Source organism: Streptomyces sp. NPDC091377 (genome assembly GCF_044757045.1).
Taxonomy (GTDB): Bacteria; Actinomycetota; Actinomycetes; order Streptomycetales; family Streptomycetaceae; genus Streptomyces.
This window is the reverse complement of sequence record NZ_JBIVUE010000007.1, coordinates 122535-146888: the sequence shown is the minus strand read 5'-3', so window position 1 is coordinate 146888 and position 24354 is coordinate 122535. Positions and strand designations below refer to the sequence as shown.

The window sequence follows — 24354 nt, the reverse complement described above, 5'->3', positions numbered from 1 at the left end:
CTCAAGAAGCTCAGGAAGCTTAGGAATCAGATCATGACAGAGAACATCGGCGTACTCGGCAAGAAGTCCACGAAGCCCGCACAGCGCACCGGAGTGGAACGGGTCGTGAATGCCCCGCTGCCCACGGTGTACGGGATGTTCCGCGCGGTCGGCTACCTCGACCACGACCGGGGCGACGAACAAGTGGCCCTGGTGCACGGCGACATAGGCACCGAGAACGTACTGACCCGGCTGCACTCCGAATGCCTCACCGGTGACGCCTTCGGCTCCCAGCACTGCGAGTGCGGCGATCAGCTGTCCTCCGCGCTGAGCGCGGTCGTCGCCGCGGGCGGCGGGGTCGTCGTCTACCTCAGAGGCCATGAGGGCCGCGGTATCGGACTGCTCGCCAAACTGCGGGCCATGGCGCTCCAGGCGGAGGGCCTGGACACGGTGGAGGCCAACCTGGCGCTCGGCCTCCCGGTCGACGCCCGCGACTACGGGGTGGCCGCCGCGATCCTGAGCGACCTCGGGGTGCGGTCGGTGCGGCTGATGTCCAACAACCCGCGCAAGGGGGAGGCGCTGCTGCGGCACGGCGTCCAGATCGCCGAGCAGGTGCCGCTGCTCATCCCGCCGTGCGAGGACAACATCACCTATCTGCGTACCAAGCGGGAGCGTCTGGACCACCATCTGCCCCACCTGGACGCGGTGGCGCACTGGTCGTGATCGGGGCGGGGCGTCTCACTCCAGCAGGGCTTCGTGCACCAGCCGCTTGAGGGCCGGGAACGCCGTGTGCGAGGAGCGCGGTCTGACCTGGGTGTAGAACTGCACGGTCAGATCGCGCACCGGGTCCACGAAGAAGATCGTGGTCGCCACCCCGAACCATCCGTACGTCCCCGCCCCGGCGGGCGCCTCGGTCCGCGCCGGGTCGACCACCACGGACACCCCGAGCCCGAACCCGACCCCGTCCTTGGAGGGATGGTCATGGGCGGGCCTGCTGCCGAAGGCCCGCAGGTCGGCGCCGCCGGGCAGATGGTTGGCGGTCATCAGGTCCACGGTGGCGGGCGACAGCAGCCGTGTCCCGTCGAGTTCCCCGTGCCGCCGCAGCATCTCCATGAACCGGTGCAGGTCGTACGCCCCGGCGACCATACCGCCGCTCCCGGACAGGAACCGGGGGCGCCCGTCGAGCGGCAGCCCGGGAACCGGCTCGATGCCCCCGCTGCCGTCGGCCTTCTCGCCGTACAGCTCACCGAGGCGTACGGCCTGCCGGGCGTCGACCTCGAAACCGGCGTCCGGCATCCCGAGCGGCCGGAAGACCCGCTCGGCGAGGAACACGTCGAGCGGCTTCCCGGACACCACCTCGATGACCCGCCCGAGCACATTGCTGGCCACCGAGTAGTTCCACTGCGTGCCCGGTTCGAACTGGAGCGGCAGCCGCGCGTACGCCTCGACCGTCTCGGCGAGATCCGCCCCGGGCGACACCGAGGACTCCAGCCCCGCCGCACGGTACAGCGCGTCCACCGGGTGGGCGTGGTACGAGGCGAAGGTCAGCCCCGCGGTGTGGGTCAGCAGATGCCGGACCAGCATCGGCCGCTGGACCGGCCGGGTCCGCATCCGCGCGCCCGAACCCCCGACATGGACCGGGGTGTCCGCGAACTCCGGCAGGTACCGGGCGACCGGGGCGTCCAGCGCCAGCCTCCCCTCCTCCACCAGGGTCAGCGCGGCGACCGAGGTCACGGGCTTGGTCATGGAGTAGATCCGCCACAGGGTGTCGGCCTCGACGGGCAGCCCGGCGGCTATGTCCCGCCGTCCGTGCGTCGTCAGATGGGCGACCCGGCCGCCCCGGGCGACCGCCACCAGAAAGCCGGGCAGCCGGCCCTGCTCCACGAGCCGGACGAAGTGCCGGTCCAGCTGCTCCAGCGCCACCGGATCCAGCCCCGCCTCACCGGGGTCGACCTCCCGCCGCAGTTCAGCCACCACGTGCCCTCCTCCACTTCCCACATCCACCGAGGCACCGACGGGCATACCCCACTGCGCCGACCTCAGACATTTCCCTCGCCGCGGGGGCCGGGCCGCGGGGTGAGCCGGAGACCGCGCCGCGGGGTGCCGCACCCGCGCGCCCTCGCAGGGCCACCGGCTCCCCACCGGCCTCCGTCACCCGTTCGCCCGCGACCGGGAATGACGGCCCCCCGGGCCCGGTTCTCCCGCACATGACTCAGGACCAGCCCCAGGACGAGACCCAGGACCAGACCCAGGACGCGGCGCTGCGCCGACTGCTCACCGACGAGCACGGCGGAGTGCTGGTGACCCTCAAGCGCGACGGCCGGCCCCAGCTGTCGAACGTCATGCACACCTACTACCCCGACGAACAGCTCCTGCGGATCTCCGTCACGGACGATCGCGCCAAGACCCGCAACGCCCGCCGCGACCCCCGCGTGTCGTACCACGTCACCACCGCCGACCACTGGGCCTACACGGTCGCCGAGGGCACCGCCGACCTCACCCCGGTCGCCGCGGACCCGCACGACGACACGGTCGAGGAACTCATCCGCCTCTACCGCGACGCCAGCGGCGAACACCCCGACTGGGACGACTTCCGCGCCGCGATGGTCCGCGACCGGCGCCTCGTGCTGCGGGTACGGGTGGAACGCGTCTACGGGGCGCCCCGCCGCTGACCCGCCGCCCCTCCCGGCGCCGTGAGGTGACGGTTCGTCATGTCTCGTGGTCACGGCTAGGGTTGCCCCACCGTGACCGCGGGGTGCGAGGGGAGAACACGGCATGCTGGACCCGATTTCGCTGGGCGCCATCGGCGCGGTCCTCGGAGCCGTCGGACTGGGCATGGCGAACGAGGCCGGCCGCTGGGCCTGGGAGTCGACCGGCGGCCTGGTCCGCCGGATCACCGGCCGCGAGGTCCCCGCACCGGACACCCCCGCCGAACTCGACGCGGTGGCCCGGCTCCTCCACGACCGGCTGCGGGAGGACCCCCGGCTCGCCCGGACCTGGACCCGCTTCGCGGCAGGCGTACGACCGCCCGGCGCCCCCGGTGGAGCGCCGGCCTGTCTGCCCGCCGCGCCCCGCTCCTTCACCGACCGCCGGGACGCGCTCAAGCTCCTCGACAAGGAAGCCGCCCGCCCCTTCGAGGGCCGCCCCCGGCTCGCCCTCCTGCACGGCCCCGAAGGCATCGGCACCAGCACCCTCGCCCTGCACTGGGGCTGGCGCAACACCGCCCGCTTCCCGGACGGCCAGCTCTACGCCGATCTGCGCACCCTCGCCCCCGAGGCGGCCCCCGCCACCCTGCTGCGCCGACTCGGCCTGCCCGACGAGGAACTGCCGCCCGCCACCGAGGACCGCGCCGAACTGCTCCGGCGCACCCTGGCCGGCCGCCGGCTGCTGCTCGTCCTGGACCACGCCCGCTCCACCGCCCAGCTCCGCCCCCTGCTCCCCGCAGCGCCGGACGTCTTCACCGTCGTCGTCGCCCGCCGCCCCCTCACCGGCCTCGACGCCCTGCCCGTCCCCGTCGGCCCGCTCGCCCGCCGCGACGCCGTACGGCTCCTCACCGAACTGGCCGGCAAACCGGCGATCGGCGCCGCCCGCGCCACCCTGCCCGCCGTGCTCGACCGCTGCGCCGGTTCGCCCTACGCCCTGCGCGCCGCCGCACCCCGGCTCACCGCGCCCCTCGTGCCCACCCCGCGCGCACCGGAGGGCCCCGACGTGAACGATCCGGTACATGCCGCCGCCGACGACTCCTACCGCCTCCTGCCCCCGGACGCCGCCCGCCTCTACCGGCTCGCCGGACTCCGGGACTGGCCCGCGCTCGACCCGGCCGCCACCGCCCGCGCCGCGGACACCGACCCGGAGACCGCCGCCCGGCTGCTGGAGGAACTCGCCGACACCCTGCTCCTGGAGCGCACCGACACCGGCCGCTACCGCTACCGGCCCGCCGTGCGCGCCCACGCCGAACGCCTCGCGGCCGGCACCGACGGCATCGCGGCCTGCTCGGCCGCCGTCTCCCGCACGGTCGGCCACTACACCCGCCTCGCCGTGGGCGCCGCCCGCGCCGCCCTCCCCGAGAGCTGGCGGGTACCGCCCGAACGGCCGGACCGGCCGGACTTCCCCGACCGGGGCGCCGCCCTCGCCGCCCTCGCCGCCGAGACCGCGAACCTGGTCGAGGCGGTCGCCGCCGCCGACGAGTTCGGCGACCCCGGCACCGTCACCCTGCTCTGCCGCGCGCTGTGGCCGCTCCAGCTCAAGGCCGGACGCCACGAGACCCTGCTCCCCGCCCTGCGCACCGGCGTCCGGACCGCCGACACCCATGTCCCCGGAACCCGCGCCGCGGGCGCCCTGCACGCCCAGCTCGCCCACACCCTCACCGAGGTGCGCCGCTGGGACGAGGCCGAACGTGAGGCCCTCGCGGCGGCCGACGCCGAGCGCACCGCCGGACACCCGCGCGGCCACGCCTCCGCCGTCGAGTTCCTCGGCCTGCTCCGTCTGCGGCAGTGGCGCTTCACCGAGGCGTACGACCGCTTCGAGGAGGCCGGCCGCGTTCTCGACGGCATCGGCCCCGACGACGAGGGCGCGGCCGACCTGCCCCGCGCCCGCGCCCTGCTGGAGCGCCACCGGGGCCGTGCCCTGCGCGGACAGGGCGACCACCCCGAGGCGCTCCGCCACCTGGAGCGCGCCCTGCGGTTCTTCCGCGACACCGGCGAGTCCTACAACACCGCCCGCACCCTCACCGATCTCGCCGAGACCCGACTGGACGGCGGGGCACCCGAAGCGGCCCTCCCGCTGGTGGAGGAGGCACTCGCGGCACTCGCCCAGGAGAACGCCGAGTATCCCCTGCGCTATCTGCGTGAGCTGCGTCAGCGCTGCCTGGACACGGACTGACCCGCGAGCCCCGTGGCCTCACCGCACGGTGACGTCCACCTGATGGGTCGCCCGCCCCGTCCGCACCGTCAGCCCGGACCCGGTCAGCTCCTGCGGATCCCGCCCCGCCGCCACCCACGCGTGCAGCGCACAGGCGCAGGCCACCGGATCGGCGCCGCCCCGGACCCGTAGCTCCAGCAGGGCACCCGAACGGAGCCGTACGACACAGGTGTCGGAGGCGGTGACACAGGCCGCGAGCGCGCAGTGCGGATACCGGTCCAGGATGTCGGCGGTCCACCGCGCCGGTGACCCGAAGCGGGGGTCGGCGGGATCCGTCTCGCGGAACACCACGTCGGCCACGGTGAGCCGGCCGGGGTCGCGGGTGTCCTCGTGCACGGCGACCTGCGCCTCCCCCTCGTCGTCGGCGGCCTCCGTGCCGGCGGTCCCCGAGCGGCGTACGACCGTGAGGACCCCGTCCGCGCCGACGCGGGTGACGACCCGCTGCGGCTCCGTGTGGGTCGCGGGCTCGTACGGGGGCAGGGGGAGGGGTTCGAGCAGCGCGGGGCGGTCGGGTTCGGGCAGGCCCATCTGGGCGTAGAAGAGCCGGCGCAGCCGCGCCGCCGACTCGCCGGGCACCGAGCTGACGAACGCGGCGGGGCGGGGGTCGGGCCGGTGGGACGCCATGAGGGCGTCGAGCTGGGGGCGCAGGGGGCGGGTGGGGTCGAGGCGGGGCGCGTCGCGGACGAAGGCGTGGACCGGCGCGTCGGGGGCGAGCCCGGACAGGGGCGCGGCGCCGAGCAGGACGGGGGTGCCGAGCGCGGCGGCGTAGTACGTGACCGAGCCGTGGTCGCCGATCACCGCGTCGGCCGCCACGAGCGCCTGTCGCCAGCCGTGGAGCGGATCGATCAGGGTGAGTCCGCGGCGCCTGGCCCCGTCCAGCCACGCCCGGAGCTGCCCGGGGCCGTGACCGTGCCAGATGTTCGGATGCAGCACGGCCCCGAGCCGGTACTCGTCGGCCGGGAACTGGGCGGCCAGCGCGGGCAGCAGCGACGGCAGCACGTCGGTGTCGCCCCCGTCGCCGAAGAGGGACTCCGGGTTCCAGGTGGAGCTGAGCAGCACCAGCCGCTGCCCCTCGCGCACCCCGAGGGCCCGGCGGAAGCGGTCGCGGTGGGGGCGGGCCGCCAGCATGCGGTCCCAGCACGGGTCCCCGGCGAGCACGGCGGTCGGCGCGGCCCGCGGACAGACGGCACGCAGCCGCTCGTCCTGCTCGGGGTGGGACAGCACCAGCGCGTCCGCCACCGGCGCCCCGTCGCCGTCGAGCAGCCACTCGGGAGACATCCCGAAGACCGGACCCCCCTCCTCACCACCTCCCGGCCCCTCGGCCCCCCGGGTGTCGGGTGTCGGGTGTCGGGTGTCGGGTGTCGGGTGTCGGGTGTCGGGTGTCGGGTGTCGGGTGTCGGGTGTCGCCAGCCTCTTAGTATATCCGACGCCGTGGGAGAGTATCGTCAACTGCCCCTTCAAAGAGGGCAGTTGACCGCCGAAGCTGGCCGAGATCGCCAACGCGACCGGGGTCCGTACGGCCTGTTCCCACGGGACGACCGGGACGCCCGTGTCCGCGAGCAGTTCGGCGACGCCCGAGCCGAACGCGGACGAGCCCGTGCAGGTGGCCAGCAACTGCACCCGGAAGTCGTCGTGGAAGAGCGGCAGGACATCGAGCAGCCGGGTCGCCGAGGTCACGTTGTGCACGACGAGCAGCACCTTGCGGCTGTGCCCCCGTGTGGCCCACCGTGCCGCGTCGTCCCCGACCGGCACCCGAATCCACCCGGCCCCCGCCACGCCCCGCCCCCTCTCCTGTCACCCCGTCGCCCTGTCACCGGTCACCCTGTCCGTGTGACCGGCCCACGATAGTCACCCCGCCCGCCGCGCTCGTCGTCGGCTACTGACGGTTCACCACCCGCGTCACACCCGCGATCACCGTCGAGGCCAGGATCCAGCCCGCCAGGACGAGGACGTACGACAGTTTCTGGAACGCGCCGTCCGGGGCGAACGCCGGTTCCTGGCCGAAGGAGATGACCGGCAGCAGCAGGTCCAGGGTGTAGAAGAACGGGTCGAACTCCGGCGCCTCGGCGGGCTTCAGCGGGCGCGGACGGTGCACAGTGAAGGCGACCGTGCCGATGACGAGGAGCGACAGCAGCCAGCCGCAGGCGCGCAGCGGACGGAAGCCGTAGCCGACGGCCGCGTCCTGGACATGCCCCCAGGCGCGGCCGTACCAGGCGAGGGTGGTGCGGTGGCGGCGCTGCTTGGCGAGCTGGACCCGGCGGGCCGAGTCCTCGTCGCCGTTCCTGCGGTACGCGGCCGTCAACTGCTCGTAGGCGTACGGCACATAGCCGTCGCCGTCGCGCTCCACCAGGGGCAGCCGCCGCGCGGCGGGCTCGTTGGGGATGAGCGAGGTGTAGACGAGGCTCTCCAGGTAGACCGTGCCGGGCACCTTCTCCGGCTCCAGGAACAGCACGTCGATCTGGGTGTGCCGCAGACTGATCCGGCCGTCGACCGGTGGCCCCTTGCGCAGCCAGAGCTGGCCGACGGTCGCGTTGTTGGCCCGCAGCACCGCCGCACCGGGCTTCGCGAGATCGACGTAGGACAGGTCGAGGCGGCCGGTGACGCGGGCGCCGCGCAGGCCGATCCAGCCGCGGATCCGGGCGCGCTTCAGCAGCATGTCGCCCTCCACCGTGGCCTTCTGGGCGTCGAGGGCGAGCCCCTCGGCCGGGTCGAGCCGGGCGTCGGAGAGGTTGACGCTGCCGTTGACGGTGGCGCCGTTGAGCCGGATCTCCCCGGTCGCCCGCACCCCCGGCGCCCAGATGTCCTCCCCGACCGTCGCCCCGTCGAGCCGGATCGCGGCCTTGGTGGGGTCCCGGGTGGTGAGTTCGGCGCGGGCGAGGAACAGCGCTCCGGCGATCTGGGCGCCCGCGAGCTGGATCCGGCCGCGCATCCGGCACTCCGAGAGCTGGAGCACGCCCTCGATACGGACGCTGCCCAGATCGAGGGCGGGCAGACTGGAGCCGCGCAGACTGAGGCGGCGCAACTGGGCGCCGTAGAACTCGGGCGGGTCGGTGAAGTGGCAGTGACTCAGCCGCACCGGAGTGTCGATCACGGCGTGGGTGAGGTCGAGCGGGCCGGTCACCCGGGCGCCGCACACCCGCAGCGCCGGTACCTCCCCCTCCACCTGCGGCCCGCTGATCAGGAGCGCCTTGACCACCGAGGCCCGTAGCGTCCGCTCCGGCCCCCAGGCCGCGCCGCCCTCACCTCCCGTACCGCCCTCACCTTCCGTACCGTCCGCACCTCCCGTACCGTCCGCACCGCCCGCGCTGCCGTCGCCGGCCGTGCGGAAGTCCACCGTCTCCCCGCGCGGAAAGGCCCGCCACACCCGCCGTTCGGCCGGCGTCAGATGATTGATCTCCATCGGAACGCGACTCTGATGCCACCGCCCGCGGCTGTCAACACGGCGCTGACGGACCGCTGTTCGGCGGGCGCCGCGGGCGGGGCGCTACGGCCTGGTGTTCCACTCCGCGATCACCGGTCGCCCGTGTTCCGTCGACAGCCGGCTCAACGTCCCCGTCGCCAGCTGGAACAGACGGCCGGTGGCGGGCGGGAGGCCGAGGCGGCGGGCCGTCACCACCCGCAGGAAGTGGCCGTGCGCCACGAGCACCACATCGCCCGTGTCGAGCGCGGCGGCGAGCGCGGCCAGCAGCCGGTCCGCCCGCGCGCCCACCTGGTGGGGTGACTCGCCCGGGTGGCCCTCCGTGCCCGGCGGTACGCCGTCGGTCCACAGGTACCAGTCGGGCCGGCCGCGGTGGATCGCGCGGGTGGTGACGCCCTCGTAGCCTCCGTAGTCCCATTCGCGCAGGTCGGGTTCGGTTTCGGCCCCGGTGAGGCCGGCCAGTTCGGCGGTGCGGACCGCGCGGCCCAGCGGGCTGGTGAGCACCCGGGCGAAGGGCCGGCCGGACAGGAGCGGAGCGAGCGACTTGGCCTGCTCCTCACCGCGCTCGGTGAGCGGCAGATCGGTCCAGCCGGTGTGCCGGCCCGACAGGCTCCACTCCGTCTCCCCGTGCCGGACCAGCAGAAGATCCCCCACGGCCGGGCTACTTCGGCTCGTCGGCCGACTCGACGGCGTGTCCGCCGAACTGATTGCGCAGCGCGGCGATCATCTTCATCTGCGGCGAGTCGTCCTGGCGGGACGCGAACCGGGTGAAGAGCGAGGCCGTGATCGCGGGCAGCGGGACCGCGTGGTCGATGGCCGCCTCGACGGTCCAGCGGCCCTCGCCGGAGTCCTCGGCGTAGCCGCGCAGCTTGTCGAGGTGCTCGTCCTGGTCCAGGGCGTTGACCGCCAGGTCCAGCAGCCAGGAGCGGATGACGGTGCCCTCCTGCCAGGAGCGGTACACCTCCCGCACATTGTCCACCGAGTCGACCGACTCCAGCAGCTCCCAGCCCTCGGCGTACGCCTGCATCATGGCGTACTCGATGCCGTTGTGGACCATCTTGGAGAAGTGCCCGGCGCCCACCTTGCCCGCGTGGACATAGCCGTACGGCCCGTCCGGCTTGAGCGCCTCGAAGACCGGCTGGAGCCGCTCGACATGCTCCTGGTCGCCGCCGACCATCAGCGCGTAGCCGTTCTGGAGCCCCCACACCCCGCCGGAGACGCCCGCGTCCACGAAGCCGATGCCCTTGGCGCCCAGCTCCGCCGCGTGCCTCTCGTCGTCCGTCCAGCGCGAGTTGCCGCCGTCCACGACGGTGTCCCCCGCCTCCAGCATCCCGCCCAGCTCGTCGATGACGGACTGGGTGACGGCACCGGCCGGGACCATCACCCACACCGTGCGCGGCGCCTCCAGCGCGCCCACCAGCTCGGCGAGACTGCCGACGTCACTGACATCGGGGTTGCGGTCGTATCCGACGACGGTGTGGCCCGCGCGGCGGATCCGCTCGCGCATGTTGCCGCCCATCTTGCCCAGTCCGATCAGGCCCAGTTGCATGTCAGCTCACTTCCCGAGAGTGCGGTACGCGGCCACGAGGGCGGCGGTGGAGGGGTCGAGACCAGGGACGTCGGCGCCCTCGGTGAGGGCGGGCCCGACGCGCTTGGCGAGCACCTTGCCCAGCTCCACGCCCCACTGGTCGAAGGAGTCGATGTGCCAGACCGCGCCCTGCACGAACACCTTGTGCTCGTAGAGCGCGACGAGCTGGCCCAGCACGGACGGGGTCAGTTCGCGGGCGAGGATCGTGGTGGTCGGGTGGTTGCCCCGGAAGGTGCGGTGCGGGACCTGCTCCTCGGGCACCCCCTCGGCGCGCACCTCCTCCGCCGTCTTTCCGAAGGCCAGCGCCTGGCCCTGCGCGAACAGATTGGCCATCAGCAGGTCGTGCTGCCCCTTGAGCCGGTCGCTCAGCTCACCCACCGGCCGCGCGAAGCCGATCAGGTCGGCCGGGATCAGCTTGGTGCCCTGGTGGATCAGCTGGTAGTAGGCGTGCTGCCCGTTGGTGCCCGGCGTGCCCCACACGACCGGCCCCGTCTGCCACTCCACCGGGTGACCCTCCCGGTCCACCGACTTGCCGTTGGACTCCATGTCGAGCTGCTGGAGATAGGCGGTGAACCTGGACAGGTAGTGGGAGTACGGCAGCACCGCGTGCGACTGGGCGCCCATGAAATTGCCGTACCAGACGCCCAGCAGGCCCAGGATCACCGGGGCGTTGGCCTCCAGCGGCGCGGTGCGGAAGTGCTCGTCCACCAGCCGGAAGCCGGCGAGCAGCTCCCGGAACCGCTCCGGGCCGATCGCGATCATCAGCGACAGCCCGATCGCCGAGTCGTACGAGTAGCGCCCGCCGACCCAGTCCCAGAACTCGAACATGTTCTCCGGGTCGATACCGAACCCGGTGACCTGCCCGGCGTTGGTGGACACCGCCACGAAGTGCCGGGCCACCGCCTTCTCCTCGCCGCCCAGGCCCGCCAGCAGCCAGGCGCGGGCCGAGGTGGCGTTGGTGAGCGTCTCGACCGTGGTGAACGTCTTCGACGCCACCACGAACAGCGTCTCCTCCGGGTCCAGGTCCCGCACCGCCTCGTGCAGATCGGCGCCGTCCACGTTGGAGACGAAACGGAACACCAGATCGCGCGCGGTGAACGCCCGCAGCGCCTCGTACGCCATCGCCGGGCCCAGGTCGGAACCGCCGATGCCGATGTTGACGACCGCACGGATCCGCCGGCCGGTGTGGCCGGTCCACGCGCCCGAACGGACCCGGTCCGCGAAGGCGGCCATCCGGTCCAGCACGGCGTGCACCTCGGGGACGACGTTCTCACCGTCGACCGCTATGACCGCGTCGCGCGGGGCTCGCAGCGCCGTGTGCAGCACCGCCCGGCCCTCGGTGCTGTTGATCTTCTCGCCGCGGAACATGGCGTCCCGCAGCCCGGCCACGTCCGTGGCGACGGCCAGTTCGCCGAGCAGGGCGAGCGTCTCGTCGGTGACCAGGTGCTTGGAGTAGTCGATCCGCAGATCACCGACGGTCACCACATAGCGCCCGGCGCGCTCCGGGTCCGCCGCGAACAGCTCCCGCAGCGGGGTGTGGAACGCGGCCCGGTGGTCCTCCAGCGCGGTCCACTCGGGGCGCCGGGTGAGGTTGGGGTACGACATCAGACGGTCCCCTCGGCCGGCGCGCCCCGCAGGGCCACGGCGTACATCTCGTCCGCGTCGAGGCGCCGCAGCTCCTCGGCGATCAGATCGGAGGTGGGACGCACCTTCAGCGCCAGGGTGCGCGAGGGCTGGCCGGGCAGCGACAGCGTGGCGAGCGGCCCCTCGGGACGGTCGATGACGATGTCCCCGTCCGCCGTGCCCAGCCGTACGGCGGTGACGACCGGGCCCCGGGTGACGACCCGTTCGACGGTGACGCCGAGCCGCGCCCGCAGCCAGCGGGCCAGCAGTTCGGCGGCCGGGTTCTCCTCCTCGGCCTCCACCGCCGCCGAGATCACCTCGGTCCGCGACTGGTCCAGGGCGGCGGCCAGCATCGAACGCCACGGGGTGAGCCGGGTCCAGGCCAGATCGGTGTCGCCGGGCGCGTAGGTGCGCGCCCGGGTCTCCAGCACCCGGAACGGGTCCGCGACGGCGTACAGATCGGTGATCCGGCGCTGGGCCAGCGCGCCCAGCGGATCCTTCGACGGGTTCTCCGGCGCCTCTCCCGGCCACCACACGACGACCGGCGCGTCCGGCAGCAGCAACGGCAGTACGACACTGTCGGCGTGCTCCGAGGTCTCGCCGTACGTCCGCAGCACCACCGTCTCCCCGGTGCCCGCGTCGGCGCCCACCCGCACCTCGGCGTCCAGCCGGGACGGTACCGCGCGGTCGCGCGGGGTGCGGGCATGCCGCTTGATGACGACCAGGGTGCGCGAGGGGTGCTCGTGCGACGCCTCCTCGGCCGCCCTGATGGCGTCGTAGGCGTTCTCCTCGTCGGTGACGATCACCATCGTCAGGACCATGCCCACCGCGGGCGTCCCGATGGCGCGGCGGCCCTCCACCAACGCCTTGTTGATCTTGCTTGCCGTGGTGTCGGTCAGGTCGATCTTCATGGCCTGCGCCAGCTCCGTCCGTCTCGTGCGAGCATCTCGTCGGCTTCCTCGGGGCCCCAGCCGCCCGACGCGTAGGGCGCCGGACGGCCGTGGGCCGCCCAGTACTCCTCGATCGGGTCGAGGATCTTCCAGGACTCTTCCACTTCCTGGTGACGGGGGAACAGATTGGCGTCCCCGAGGAGCACATCCAGGATCAGCCGCTCGTACGCCTCCGGGCTGGACTCCGTGAACGACTCGCCGTAGGCAAAGTCCATCGTCACGTCCCGGATCTCCATCGAGGTGCCCGGCACCTTCGAACCGAACCGGACCGTCACGCCCTCGTCCGGCTGCACCCGGATCACGATCGCGTTGCGGCCCAGCTCCTCCGTCGCCTCCGTGTCGAACGGGGAGTGCGGGGCGCGCTGGAGGACCACCGCGATCTCGGTCACCCGCCGGCCCAGCCGCTTGCCGGTGCGCAGATAGAAGGGGACGCCCGCCCAGCGCCGGTTGTCGATCTCCAGCCTGACCGCCGCGTAGGTGTCGGTGACCGACCCGGGGTCGATGCCGTCCTCCTCCAGATAGCCGACGACCTGCTCGCCGCCCTGCCAGCCCGCCGCGTACTGGCCGCGCACGGTGTCCCGGCCCAGGTCCGCCGGCCCCCGCACCGCCTTGAGCACCTTCAGCTTCTCGGCGAGCAGCGACTGCGCGTCGAAGGAGGCGGGCTCCTCCATCGCGGTCAGCGCCAGCAACTGGAGCAGGTGGTTCTGGATGACGTCTCGGGCGGCGCCGATGCCGTCGTAGTACCCGGCCCGGCCGCCGATGCCGATGTCCTCGGCCATGGTGATCTGCACATGGTCCACGAAGGACCGGTTCCAGATCGGCTCGAACATCGTGTTGGCGAACCGCAGCGCCAGGATGTTCTGGACGGTCTCCTTGCCGAGGTAGTGATCGATCCGGAACACCTGGTCCGGGCCGAACACCTCGTGCACGACCGCGTTCAGCTCGTGCGCGCTCGCCAGGTCCCGACCGAACGGCTTCTCGATGACCGCCCGCCGCCAGGAGCCCTCCGGCGCGTTCGCCAGGCCGTGCTTCTTCAGCTGGCGCACGACGGCCGGGAAGAACTTCGGCGGCACGGAGAGGTAGAAGGCGTAGTTGCCGCTGGTGCCCCGTGCGGAGTCCAGGTCCTCCACGGCGTGGCGCAGCTGCTTGAACGCGGTGTCGTCGGAGAAGTCGCCCGGCACGAACCGCATGCCGTCGGCGAGCTGGCGCCAGACCTCCTCGCGGAACGGGGTGCGCGCGTGCTCCTTGACGGCCTCGTACACGATCTGCGCGAAGTCCTCGTCCGCCCAGTCCCGGCGCGCGAACCCGACGAGTGAGAAGCCCGGTGGCAGCAGCCCCCGGTTGGCCAGGTCGTACACCGCCGGCATCAGCTTCTTGCGGGACAGGTCCCCGGTCACCCCGAAGACGACGAGTCCGCAGGGCCCGGCCACCGGGGGGAGCCGGCGGTCGCCCTGGTCACGGAGGGGGTTGGTCCAGTGGGGGAGCGGTCCGGCGGGCCCGGTGGCCGCCGCCGTCCCGTCCGCGGGCGTTCCCGTCGCGGGCGCCGCGCCCGACGGCTCGCCCACCGGGCGCTCCGCTCCGCCCCGTTGCGGCAGTCTCTTGCTCATTGCCCGTCAACTCCCTCGCCTCTGAGCGACTCGGTCACCGTGCCCGGCGGGCCGGGCCGGATCGGCCGGGCTGTCCCGGACACCGTGACGTCCTCGTCCTCGCGTCGGCCTCTCTCGTTCCCCGCCGTACGACCCTGTCGCAGGAGACGCCGAACGGTTCGACGGCCGCCAGGGCACGGCGAAGTACGAGGCCATCGCAAGGATGCTAGCCAGATCCGGGCCCGCGGCCCGTGCCCTCACCGGCCCGGCGGAACGGGCGTCCATCACCTGGCGGTAACCCGCCGGGGAGAACACCAAGGTCACCTCGGCACCGACCCCCTCGGCCACGCCCTCCCCGACCGCCGGGGGGCCGGCCTCGCCCGCCCGCATATCGATCATGACATTCGGGCCTCCCACCAGCCAGAAGAGCGATCCGTCCACGCCGATCGGATCAACCGGGCACGGCGGCCCCGCATTCCCGCCCGCCCCGCACCACACCGTCCCCCGCAGTGGGAGCGGGCCGCCGCTTCCGGCGCGTGGGGAGCCGGAAGTGACGACCCGCGGTCCGACGGCCGCCCGCCACACAACGTCAGCGGCCGAAGCTGAACCAGTTCACATTGACGAAGTCGGCCGGCTGGCCGCTGGTGAAGGTGAGATACACGTCGTGCCGTCCGGTCACCCCGGAGATGTTGGCCGGTACGGTCCGCCAGGACTGCCAGCCGCCCGTACCGCCCACCGCGAAACTCCCGACCGGCGTGGCGCCACGGCTGTCCAGGCGCACCTCGACCAGTCCGCTCACCCCGCCGCCCGCACCGCTCGCCACCCGCGCCACGAACTGCCGTGCCGCCGTCGAGCCGAAGTCGACACCCCGGTAGAGCGCCCAGTCGCCATTGGCCAGGGCGCCGATGTTCTGCCCGCCGCCGGTGTCGGTCGTGGCCTCGGTCAGCGTGCCGGACTGGCCGTCGTAGGACTCGGCCTGGATGCTGCCGTAGGCGTCCCGCCCGTCACCTGGCGGGGTGGTGCCGCCCGCGGAGGAGAGCACCTGCACATAGTCGACGACCATGGGGTGGCCCGGCACGGTGGCGGCGTCGGGGCCACCGCCGAAGGCGTCCACGAAGCCGCCGCCCATCGCCACGTTGAGGATGATGAAGAAGCCGTGATCGGTGGCGTTGGTCCAGGTGGTGGCGTCGACCTGGTTCTCGCGGACGGTGTGGTAGTTGACGCCGTCGACGGAGAAGCGGATCTGTTCGACGCTCGCCGAACGGTCCCACTCCATGCGGTAGGTGTGGAAGGCGGACTGGCAGGAGGCGCCGGGACAGGTGGTGGAACCGCCGAGGCCGGTGGTCTCGTTGCAGGGGCCGCCCGGCGAGGTGCCGCAGTGCAGGGTGGCCCAGACGGTGTTGAGGCCCTGCACGTTCTCCAGGATGTCGATCTCGCCGACGCTCGGCCAGTTCCAGTAGTTGCCCCGGAACGGGGAGCCGAGCATCCAGAAGGCGGGCCAGTAGCCGCGCGCGGCGGCGCCGGTCACGTGGGGCATCTGGATGCGGGACTCGACCCGCAGGGTGCCGCCGGCCGGCGGCTGGAAGTCGGTGCGGTTGGTCTCGATACGGCCCGAGGTCCAGGTGCCGGAGGCGTCCCGGCGCGGGGTGATACGGAGGTTCCCGGCGCCGTCCAGAGCGACGTTCTCGGTGCTGGACGTCATCCGTTCGATCTCGCCGGTGCCCCAGTTCGCGGGGCCGCCCGGATAGCCGGTGCCGGTGGCGTACTGCCAGTTCGCGGTGTTGACGCCGGTGCCGGCCGGGCCGTCGAAGTCATCGGCGAAGACCTGCGTCCAACCGGACGGGGGCGGGGGAGCGGCGGCGCTCGCGGCGGGGCCGGTGGCGGTGGCCGCGGTCGCGGTGAGCGCGAGGGTGCCGAGCACGGCGAACAGGCCGCGCCGCAACCGGCCGGAGCTTCTCGGGGATCGGGGATCACTCATGGGGGTCCCTCTCGGGTGGGGAGTGGCTACGCGGATACCGAGGAGAGCGGTGGGGGCGGTGGGGGCGGTGGGGGCGGTGCGGGGGGTCGGGGGCGCGGAGGATGCGGGGGGTGCGGGGGGTGAGAGCGCTCTCACGGTTCGGTCAATGTGCTCGCCGTCACTCCGGCCGTCAAGAGGTGAAGCCGTGAAATCCCTTCGGGGGGAGGTGAGTTCAGCGGGTGAAGCCGGGGTGGGGGTGGGGGTGGGGCCCGGTGGCCCCGTCCCCCGGTGGAGCCGTACCCCCGCGCATTCGCGCCCCCGCGAACACGCCCCCGCACCGCCCCCCGTCGGCGGTTCGCGACCCCGCGCACCCGTGGATGCGTGCCCCCATACATGCGTGCCCCGTCCCCCCCGGCAGGGGAACGGCCGGTGAGTCCCCACCCCCGCGGGAGACTCGCCGGCCGTTGGCCTCGGTGTCGTGCCGTCCTGGAGACGGCCTGCCCGGCCGCCCCGTATGACCGGCCGAGCCTGCGGACCGAGATCCGGTCGGGGTCACACCCCGGCGGGCTCCCGGGGTGCCGGGGCCGGCGGTTCCTCGCTGAGGCCGATCCGGTCGTGGACCCGGCGCAGCGGCTTCGGCGCCCACCAGGCGTACCTGCCGAGCAGCATCATCGTCGCCGGCACCAGCAGCATCCGTACGATCGTTGCGTCGATCAGGACCGCCAGCGTCAGCCCCAGACCGATCTGGAGGATGGGGGCGAACCCGCCGGTCATGAAGGCGGCGAAGACGACCGCCAGCAAGAGCGCGGCGCAGGTCACCACCCGGCCGGAGCGGCGCAGCCCGGTGACCACGGCCTCCCGCTCGTCCTCGCCCTGCTGCCGGGCCTCGCGCATCCGGGCCAGGATGAACAACTCGTAGTCCATGGCGAGTCCGAACGCGATCGCGATGATCAGCGGTGGGGCGGTCAGGCTGAGCGCGCCCAGTTCCTCCGAGCCGAGCAGCCCCGCCAGATGGCCGTCCTGGAACACCCACACCACCACACCGAGCGCGGCTCCCAGACTGAGCAGGGTGGTGGCGATGGTGCGCAGCGGCAGCAGCACCGAACCGGTGAAGGCGAACAGCAGCAGGAAGATACCGGCGAGGACGGTCAGGGCGGCCCAGGGCGTCCGCTCGGAGAGCATGTCCCGGAAGTCGACCAACTGGGCCGCCGGACCGGTCACCTCCACGGACTCGCCCCCGCGCAGTTCCCGGATCTCCTTCACCAGGTCGGTGGCCGTGTCCCCGTCCACCGTGCCGGGCGACGGGATCTCCAGGACGTCGGCCCCGCCCGGCAGTCGCCGGGTCTCGGCGCCCGGGGACAGCGCCTGGACGCGCTCGGCGACGGCCGGGTCGGTGCCGGGCTTCATGACCACGGTCACCGGGGCGACGCCGGTGCCCGCCGGGAAGTGCGCGTCGACGGTGTCGAACAGTTGACGCGCCTCGGAACTGGCGGGCAACTGGTTCGCGTCACCGGTGTTGATCCGCATCCCCGCCACCGGCAACGCCAGCACCAGCAGGGCCGGGACGACCACGGCGAGCACGGCGACCCTGCGCCGGGCCGCGAACCGGGCCAGCCGGGCGAAGACCCGCCCCTCCTCGCCCTCCGGGCGCTCCTTCGCGGGCGGGATCTTCCCGCCGAACCGCATCAGCAGCGCGGGCAGCAGCGTCAGCGCCGCCAGCATGTCGATGACGACCACGGCGGCGACGGCCAGGCCCATGCTGCGCAGGAACACACTGGGGAAGACCAGCAGCCCGGTCAGGCTCACCGCCACGGTCAGCCCGGAGAACAGCACGGTCCGCCCGGCCGCCGCGACCGTACGGTGCACCGCCTCGGCCAGATCGGCGGTGGTCCGCCGCTCCTCCCGGAACCGCACCAGCATCAGCAGCGCGTAGTCCACCGCCAGGCCGAGCCCCAGCATGGTGGTGACCTGGATGGCGAAGACGGAGATGTCGGTGAGGTAGCTGAAGACGAACAGCGCGAGGAACGCGCCGGCGATCCCGCTGACCGCGACCAGCAGCGGCAGCCCCGCCGCGCGCAGCCCGCCGAAGATCACCAGGAGCAGCACCAGCACCACCGGCAGGGAGATCAGCTCCGCGTTCAGCACGTCCTTCTGCGCCTGGCCGCCGAGTTGGGTGCCCAGCAGCGGGCCCCCGCTGACATGCACCTCGGGCGCCTCGATCTCATGGACCCGGTCGACCGCCGCGTCCACGGTCTCCTTCTCACCGTCGTCGTCCAGACCGCCCTCAAGGGTGACCGGGATCAGTACCGCCCGGCCGTCCTCGGAGGTCAGTCCCGGTGTGGTGTAGGGGTCCGGGACGGCGGCCACCCCGGCGATGTCCCGCAGTTCGGTGACGGCGGCCTCGACCTGCCCGCGTATCTCTGCCCCGGTCACCCCGGAGCCCGCGACCACCGCCGTGATGGACTCACCCACCGGGTCGACCCGGTCGAGGTACCGGGCCGCCGACTCCGACTCGGTACCGGGGACCTCCGGCACATTGTCGGAGAGCCGGGCGAAGACCCCGGTGCCCAGCCCGAACCCGAGAAGCAGGAACAACGCCCAGAAGAGAATCATGGTGAGCGGGCGGCGGGTCGCCGTCCGCGCGAGTGCGGTCAACACGGTGCCTCCCGGCGGATCGTGGGTTTTGCCATGCCCACAGCGTCGCGGCGCGGGGGGTGTCACCGGATCGCCGGGACGAGCGGTATCGGGAGATCGCCCGTGCGGGGGAGTGGTCACTCCTGAGAGGGAGGCGGAATGGAAGCCGGGGGCGGACGGTTGACGTGATCACCGTGATGCCGGTGATCAGTGAAGGAGAACCCCGATGTCCGACGAATCCCCCGTCCGCGAACTGCGTCTGGTCGTCACCGCCGAGAGTGCCGAGGACTACGAAAAGGCCCTGCGCTTCTACCGGGACGCGCTCGGTCTGCCCGAACGCGCCGCGTACTCCTCGGAGAACGGCCACGTGACGATCCTGGAGGCGGGCCGGGCCACGCTGGAGATCACCGACCCGAACCACGCCGCGTTCATCGACGACGTGGAGGTCGGCCGCCGGGTCGCCGGCCATGTCCGTGTCGCCTTCCAGGTCGACGACTCCACCGCCGTCACGGCACGGCTCGCCGCCGCGGGGGCCGAGGTGGTCGCCGAGCCGACCCGCACCCCCTGGGACTCCCTCAACTCCCGTCTGGAGGGCCCGGCCGCGCTCCAGCTCACCCTCTTCGAGCAGCTGGGGGAGGACGAGGGTGGGGAGTGACCCGACCACCGGCCCGACCCCATACCCACCACCGCACGCCGCACGCCGCACGCCGGAGGCCGCTAGCCGCCGCCCGGTGTCACCAGCCCCGACTCGTACGCGCAGATCACCGCCTGCACCCGGTCCCTGAGCCCCAGCTTGCTCAGCACATTGCTGACATGGGTCTTCACCGTGTGCTCGCTGACGAACAGCGACGTGGCGATCTCGGCGTTGGACAGCCCCCGGGCCAGCAGCCGCAGGGTCTCCACCTCGCGGGCGGTGAGCACGTCCAGGCGCTGCGGGGTGGCCTCGGCCGACGCCCCCTCGCGGCGGCGGCGCACGATGTCGGCGACCAGCCGCCGGGTCACGGTCGGCGCCAGCAGCGAGTCGCCCGCCGCGACCACCCGTACCGCGTGCACCAGGTCGTCCCGGCGCACATCCTTCAGCAGAAAGCCGCTCGCGCCCGCGTACAGGGCGTCGTAGACGTACTCGTCGAGATCGAACGTGGTGAGCATGACGACCTTGCAGTCGGAGCCCGCGCACACCTGACGGGCCGCCTCCAGGCCGTCCATCACCGGCATCCGGATGTCCAGCAGCAGCACGTCGGGCGCGTGGTCGCGGACGGCGGCCACCGCCTCGGCGCCGTTCCCGGCCTCCGCGACCACGGCGATGTCCGGCTGCGCCTCCAGGATCATGGTGAAGCCGCTGCGGACCAGTTCCTGGTCGTCGGCGACGACCACCCGGATGCTCACCCGACGGCCGCCTCCCGCTCGACGGCGAACGGCAGCCTGACCAGCACCCGGAAACCGCCCTGGGGCCCACGCCCCGTGCGCGCGGTGCCGCCGCAGGCAGCGGCCCGCTCCCGGATGCCGATCAGACCGTGCCCGCCGGGGGTGTCCGCGGGGCCGCGTCCGTCGTCGGTGACCGTCAGTGTCAAGGCGTCCTCCGTCCAGTCGAGTGCGACCGTCGCGGAGGAAGCGTACGCGTGTTTGACCGTGTTGGTGAGCGCCTCCTGCACCACACGGAAGGCGGCGACATCGGTGTCCGGCGGCAGCGGGCTCGGCTCGCCCGACGTGCGCATCTCCACCCGCAGCCCGGTGGAGTCCCGCACCTGATGGACCAGGACGGGCAGCGCGGCCACACCCGGCTGCGGCAACCGCTGCGGCACCCCCTTGGCCCGTTCCTCCTTGAGCACCCCGAGGATCCGCCGCAACTGCCCCATCGCGTCCCGGCCGCTCGCCGCGATCGCGTCGAACGCGGCCACCGCCCGATCCGGATCGCTGCGCACCACCACGGGCCCGGCCTCCGCCTGTACGACCATCAGACTCACCGCGTGGGCCAGTACATCGTGCATGTCCCGGGCGATCCGGGCCCGCTCCTGCACCCTGGCCCGCTCGGTGTCGGCGGCCCGCTCCCGCTCCAACTGCCGGGCCCGCTCCTCGACCTGCGCGGTGTAGGCGCCCTGGAGCCGGGCCAGCATGCCGAGCGCGTAACCGCAGATCACACTCATCGCGAGGAACGCGTACTGGTAGAGCGGGGCGTCGTTCTTGTGCGCCGACGTCAGGATGGAGCCGACCAGCCAGCACACCAGCATGAGCCGCCGTTGCCAGGGCGGACTGAGCTTGGCCACGGTGTAGAGCGCGAACATCCCGCCGTAGATCATGTCGGGCGGCGGCGCGTGGTGCAGGGCCATCGAGGTCGTCGCCACCGACACGGCGCACGCCGTCAGGAACGGGGCCCGGCGCCGCCAGATCAGCGGGAGCGCGGTCAGTGCCCCCAGCACGAAGCCCAGCCAGGTCAGATGCTCGGACTTCTCACCCGGGAAGATCCACTGCACCGTGGTCGCGAACAGGACGACGGCCGCGAACGCCACATCCATGACGTAGGGATTCGTGGCCCGCAGCCGGGTGACGGCGGGGGTGATCCAGGACCGGGCTGGCATGGGCGGCTCCTCGCGACCAGGGCCGTCCCAGTATCACGACCCGCGCGGGACGGGTCCTCACCGGTGAGAGGGATATACGGAGCGCCCCGCTTCCGCCCGGGCCCGCGCCCCCGGTCGATAATCGACCCATCGACCCATCGACCCATCGAACCCATCGACCGCGCACCCCGTCGACGTGGTGAAGCGGCCGGTCGGTGGGGGTGTGCCGGGCAGCGGCTTGAGAGACGAGGAGACGGCGTGAGGCTGACCATTCTGGGCGGCGGCGGATTCCGGGTACCGCTGGTGTACGGGGCGCTGCTCGGCGACCGGGCGGAGGGCCGGGTGACGCAGGTGGTGCTGCACGACCTGGATCCCGCGCGGCTGTCGGCCGTCACCCGTGTCCTCGCCGAACAGGCGGCCGGGATTCCCGACGCGCCCCGCGTCACCGCGACCACCGACCTGGACACGGCCCTGACCGGCGCCGACTTCGTCTTCTCCGCCCTCCGTGTCGGCGGTCTGCGGGGCCGGGCCGAGGACGAGCGGGTGGCGCTCGCCGAGGGCGTCCTCGGCCAGGAGACGGTCGGCGCGGGCGGTATCGCCTACGGGCTGCGGACCGTGCCCGTCGCCGACGGCATCGCCCGCCGGATCGCCCGGCTCGCCCCCGACGCCTGGGTCATCAACTTCACCAACCCGGCCGGTCTGGTCACCGAGGCCATGGCCCGCCACCTCGGCGACCGGGTCATCGGCATCTGCGACTCACCGGTCGGCCTCGGCCGCCGCATCGCCCGGACGCTCGGCGTGCGCAACCCCGCCGAGGCGTGGATCGACTACGTCGGTCTCAACCACCTCGGCTGGGTGCGCGGCCTGCGCATCGCCGGCCGCGACGAACTCCCGCGCCTGCTCGCCGACCGCGCCCTCCTCGGCTCCTTCGAGGAGGGCAAGCTGTTCGGCCCCGACTGGCTCCAGTCGCTCGGCGCGATCCCCAACGAATATCTCCACTACTACTACTTCAACCGGGAGACCGTCCGCGCCTACCAGGAGGCCGAACGGACCCGCGGCGCCTTCCTCCACGACCAGCAGGCCCGCTTCTACGAGGAGATGCGCGACCCCGACGCCCCCGCGCTCGCGGCCTGGGACCGCACCCGCGCCGAGCGCGAGGCCACCTACATGGCCGAGAACCGGGAGAGCGCCGGCGCGGGCGACCGCGACGCCGACGATCTCTCCGGCGGCTACGAGAAGGTCGCCCTCGCCCTGATGCGGGCCATCGCCCGCGACGAGCGCACCACCCTGATCCTCAACGCCCGCAACCGCGACACCCTCGCCGTGCTCGACACCGAGGCCGTCATCGAGGTGCCCTGCCTGGTCGACGCCAACGGGGCCCACCCGGTCGCGGTCGCCCCGCTGCCCGGCCACGCCACCGGCCTGGTCTGCGCGGTGAAGGCCGTCGAGCGCGAGGTGCTGGCCGCGGCCGGCTCGGGCTCCCGTACGACGGCTGTGAAGGCGTTCGCGCTGCACCCGCTGGTCGACTCGGTCAACGTGGCCCGGCGCCTGGTGGACGGTTACACGGCCGTCCACCCCGGTCTCGCGTACCTGCGGTAGCCCGCGGTGGTGGCCCGCCGTGGTAGCCCGCCCCTCGGCGGCCACGGGGGCGGGTCAGGGGGTCAGGGGTTGCAGCGGGGCCGCCTCGCTGCGCGGCGCGGGCACCGTCGGGCGCGGCGGCGCGGGCTCCTCGGGGCGCGGCGCCGGGGCCGACTCCAGCAGCGGACGCAGCCCCGACACCACCGTGTAGTCCTGGCCCAGGAACGGCGGCGACAGCTCCCCGGGGTCCTCGCCCAGCGCCAACTGCACCGCCGCCCAGGGGACGTTGAGCCCGCACAGCGACAGCTGGTGCAGGCCACCGGCCGGGCGGGTGTTGACGTCCATCAGTACCGGACGGTCGCCGAACATCCGGAACTGGACATTGGACAGATAGTGCAGCCCGAAGCCCTCGGCGGTGCGCCGGGCCGGCTCCAGCCACTGCTCGCCGAGGCTGAACCCGCGCCGCCGTCCGTTCTTCGTACGGCCCACCGCCAGCCGCACCCGGTTGTCCGGCCCGGTCAGCAGGTCCACCGACACCTCCGGCTGCTCCAGCCGTGGCATCACCAGCCAGTCCACCGGCTCCTCGGCCTCCCGCAGCGCCTGGAGCACCAGATCGAGCTGGACGTGGGGGGAGGGGAAGCCGTGCAGCTGGCTCAGCGAGAACGGCGTACGGGTGATCATCCGGAAGCCGACCCCGCCCGCACCGGACGCGGGCTTGAAGCACGCCTGATGCCCCGCCGCCTCCAACTCCCCCACGGCTGCGAGGAGTTCATCGGCGCTGCGCACCCGCCACCACGGCGGCACCGGCACCCCGATCGCCTGCACGGCCTCGTACGCGATCACCTTGTCCCGGAAGACCGCCACCGCCTGCGGGGGCGGGGCCAGCAGCGCCGTGCCCAGCGCCGCGAAGTCGGCGCGGCGTGCCACCAGCGCCGACTGGTGCAGCCGGGGCACGAAGACATCGATACCGCGCCGCTGGCACTGGTCCAGAGCGAATTCGACGTATCCGGCGGCCGACAGGCCCTCCGGTTCGAGTTCGGCGGTGTCGGCGGCGGCCAGGACCGGGGAGTCGGGGTCGCCGTGGGTCGCATGGATCTCGACGGCCCGATCGCTGGGATTTCTCCGCAGCTGATCCATGAAGAACACGTTCTCCGCGTACGTGCGGTTGAGCCAGACGCGTACGCGAGAGACCATGCAGGCCGCCTTTCACGGTTCGTGGGCAGGGCTCAGCGGGCCCGTCCCGGGCAGGGGTGGTTGGAGGCACACCGAACCGCCCTGCGCGACAGGAGGTTTAGCGGCGGTGGTGTCGGGGCGATCATACGGGTTTGCGGGGACCACGCGTGCAACATGCGTGTTACGGATTTTCCGATGATGTCCGCTTGACGCACCCTGTCGCCCGTACCTGACCGTACCTGTCCGTACTCGTCCATCCCTGCTCGCCCCCGCCCGTCCAGGCCCGTCCATGCCCGTCCGTACCGGACCGTGCCTGTGCGTGCCTGTCCGTGTCTGTCTGTGTCTGTCCGTGCCCCGTCTGATCAAGGCAGCCCTTGCCCGTCGCCGCACGGA

General features: G+C 73.0%; 18 protein-coding genes. 5 read left to right on the top strand and 13 right to left on the bottom strand.

The annotated features are described in order from the left end of the window. Positions 1–33 precede the first annotated feature (33 nt). Positions 34–702 (top strand): GTP cyclohydrolase II, encoded by a 669-nt coding sequence (gene ribA, locus ACIQNG_RS17595; RefSeq protein WP_401485887.1) that lies wholly within the window; start codon positions 34–36, stop codon positions 700–702. 15 nt (positions 703–717) lie between these two features. On the opposite strand, the gene ACIQNG_RS17590 is transcribed toward ribA, so the two are convergent. Further along, on the bottom strand, positions 718–1953 hold the full coding sequence (locus ACIQNG_RS17590; RefSeq protein WP_401485885.1) for a serine hydrolase domain-containing protein: 1236 nt from the start codon (positions 1951–1953) through the stop codon (positions 718–720). Between the two features lie 233 nt (positions 1954–2186). Between ACIQNG_RS17590 and ACIQNG_RS17585 the strand changes: the two genes are divergently transcribed. Both ACIQNG_RS17585 and ACIQNG_RS17580 read left to right on the top strand, forming a co-directional pair. After that, positions 2187–2651 carry a TIGR03618 family F420-dependent PPOX class oxidoreductase gene (locus ACIQNG_RS17585; RefSeq protein ID WP_401424688.1) on the top strand — a complete coding sequence of 155 codons (465 nt, stop codon included), beginning with the start codon at positions 2187–2189 and terminating at the stop codon, positions 2649–2651. Positions 2652–2754: 103 nt separating this feature from the next. After that, complete coding sequence (locus ACIQNG_RS17580) at positions 2755–4860, top strand: tetratricopeptide repeat protein (protein ID WP_401485883.1); 2106 nt, start codon at positions 2755–2757, stop codon at positions 4858–4860. Positions 4861–4878: 18 nt separating this feature from the next. Here ACIQNG_RS17580 and ACIQNG_RS17575 read toward each other — a convergent pair whose 3' ends face one another. From ACIQNG_RS17575 to ACIQNG_RS17535, 9 genes are all read right to left on the bottom strand, one after another. Next, a complete protein-coding gene (locus ACIQNG_RS17575) occupies positions 4879–6585 on the bottom strand; it encodes a hypothetical protein (protein ID WP_401485881.1) in 1707 nt (568 codons plus the stop codon). A gap of 190 nt (positions 6586–6775) precedes the next feature. Further along, positions 6776–8299 (bottom strand): membrane-associated oxidoreductase, encoded by a 1524-nt coding sequence (locus ACIQNG_RS17570; RefSeq protein ID WP_401485879.1) that lies wholly within the window; start codon positions 8297–8299, stop codon positions 6776–6778. A gap of 84 nt (positions 8300–8383) precedes the next feature. Then, positions 8384–8971, bottom strand: coding sequence for a histidine phosphatase family protein (locus tag ACIQNG_RS17565; RefSeq protein ID WP_401485877.1), 588 nt, complete (start codon positions 8969–8971; stop codon positions 8384–8386). A gap of 7 nt (positions 8972–8978) precedes the next feature. Beyond that, positions 8979–9866 (bottom strand): phosphogluconate dehydrogenase (NAD(+)-dependent, decarboxylating), encoded by an 888-nt coding sequence (gene gnd / locus ACIQNG_RS17560; RefSeq protein WP_401424683.1) that lies wholly within the window; start codon positions 9864–9866, stop codon positions 8979–8981. A gap of 6 nt (positions 9867–9872) precedes the next feature. Continuing rightward, positions 9873–11510: a glucose-6-phosphate isomerase gene (pgi, locus tag ACIQNG_RS17555; protein ID WP_401424682.1), complete on the bottom strand. Its 1638-nt coding sequence runs from the start codon at positions 11508–11510 to the stop codon at positions 9873–9875. Beyond that, complete coding sequence (gene opcA, locus ACIQNG_RS17550) at positions 11510–12439, bottom strand: glucose-6-phosphate dehydrogenase assembly protein OpcA (protein ID WP_401485874.1); 930 nt, start codon at positions 12437–12439, stop codon at positions 11510–11512. Before opcA ends, pgi begins: the two co-directional genes overlap by 1 nt. Continuing rightward, entirely contained in the window at positions 12436–14085 is a 1650-nt protein-coding gene (zwf, locus tag ACIQNG_RS17545; RefSeq protein WP_401485872.1) for a glucose-6-phosphate dehydrogenase, read from the bottom strand. The genes opcA and zwf overlap by 4 nt, the downstream gene beginning before the upstream one ends. A 568-nt stretch (positions 14086–14653) precedes the next feature. Continuing rightward, positions 14654–16042 (bottom strand): glycoside hydrolase family 16 protein, encoded by a 1389-nt coding sequence (locus tag ACIQNG_RS17540; protein ID WP_401485870.1) that lies wholly within the window; start codon positions 16040–16042, stop codon positions 14654–14656. 531 nt (positions 16043–16573) lie between these two features. Next, positions 16574–18679: an MMPL family transporter gene (locus ACIQNG_RS17535; RefSeq protein ID WP_401485868.1), complete on the bottom strand. Its 2106-nt coding sequence runs from the start codon at positions 18677–18679 to the stop codon at positions 16574–16576. A 202-nt stretch (positions 18680–18881) separates the two neighbouring features. Here ACIQNG_RS17535 and ACIQNG_RS17530 point away from each other — a divergent pair, with 202 nt between their 5' ends. Then, positions 18882–19310 carry a VOC family protein gene (locus tag ACIQNG_RS17530; protein WP_401424677.1) on the top strand — a complete coding sequence of 143 codons (429 nt, stop codon included), beginning with the start codon at positions 18882–18884 and terminating at the stop codon, positions 19308–19310. A gap of 62 nt (positions 19311–19372) precedes the next feature. Here ACIQNG_RS17530 and ACIQNG_RS17525 read toward each other — a convergent pair whose 3' ends face one another. Both ACIQNG_RS17525 and ACIQNG_RS17520 read right to left on the bottom strand, forming a co-directional pair. After that, positions 19373–20041, bottom strand: coding sequence for a response regulator (locus tag ACIQNG_RS17525; protein ID WP_401424676.1), 669 nt, complete (start codon positions 20039–20041; stop codon positions 19373–19375). Continuing rightward, a complete protein-coding gene (locus tag ACIQNG_RS17520; RefSeq protein ID WP_401424675.1) occupies positions 20038–21231 on the bottom strand; it encodes a sensor histidine kinase in 1194 nt (397 codons plus the stop codon). Before ACIQNG_RS17520 ends, ACIQNG_RS17525 begins: the two co-directional genes overlap by 4 nt. A 237-nt stretch (positions 21232–21468) precedes the next feature. On the opposite strand from ACIQNG_RS17520, the gene ACIQNG_RS17515 reads away from it, so the two are divergent. Continuing rightward, complete coding sequence (locus ACIQNG_RS17515; protein WP_401485865.1) at positions 21469–22809, top strand: 6-phospho-beta-glucosidase; 1341 nt, start codon at positions 21469–21471, stop codon at positions 22807–22809. Between the two features lie 54 nt (positions 22810–22863). On the opposite strand, the gene ACIQNG_RS17510 is transcribed toward ACIQNG_RS17515, so the two are convergent. Next, on the bottom strand, positions 22864–23982 hold the full coding sequence (locus ACIQNG_RS17510) for an ATP-grasp domain-containing protein (RefSeq protein ID WP_401424673.1): 1119 nt from the start codon (positions 23980–23982) through the stop codon (positions 22864–22866). Between the last annotated feature and the right edge of the window lie 372 nt (positions 23983–24354).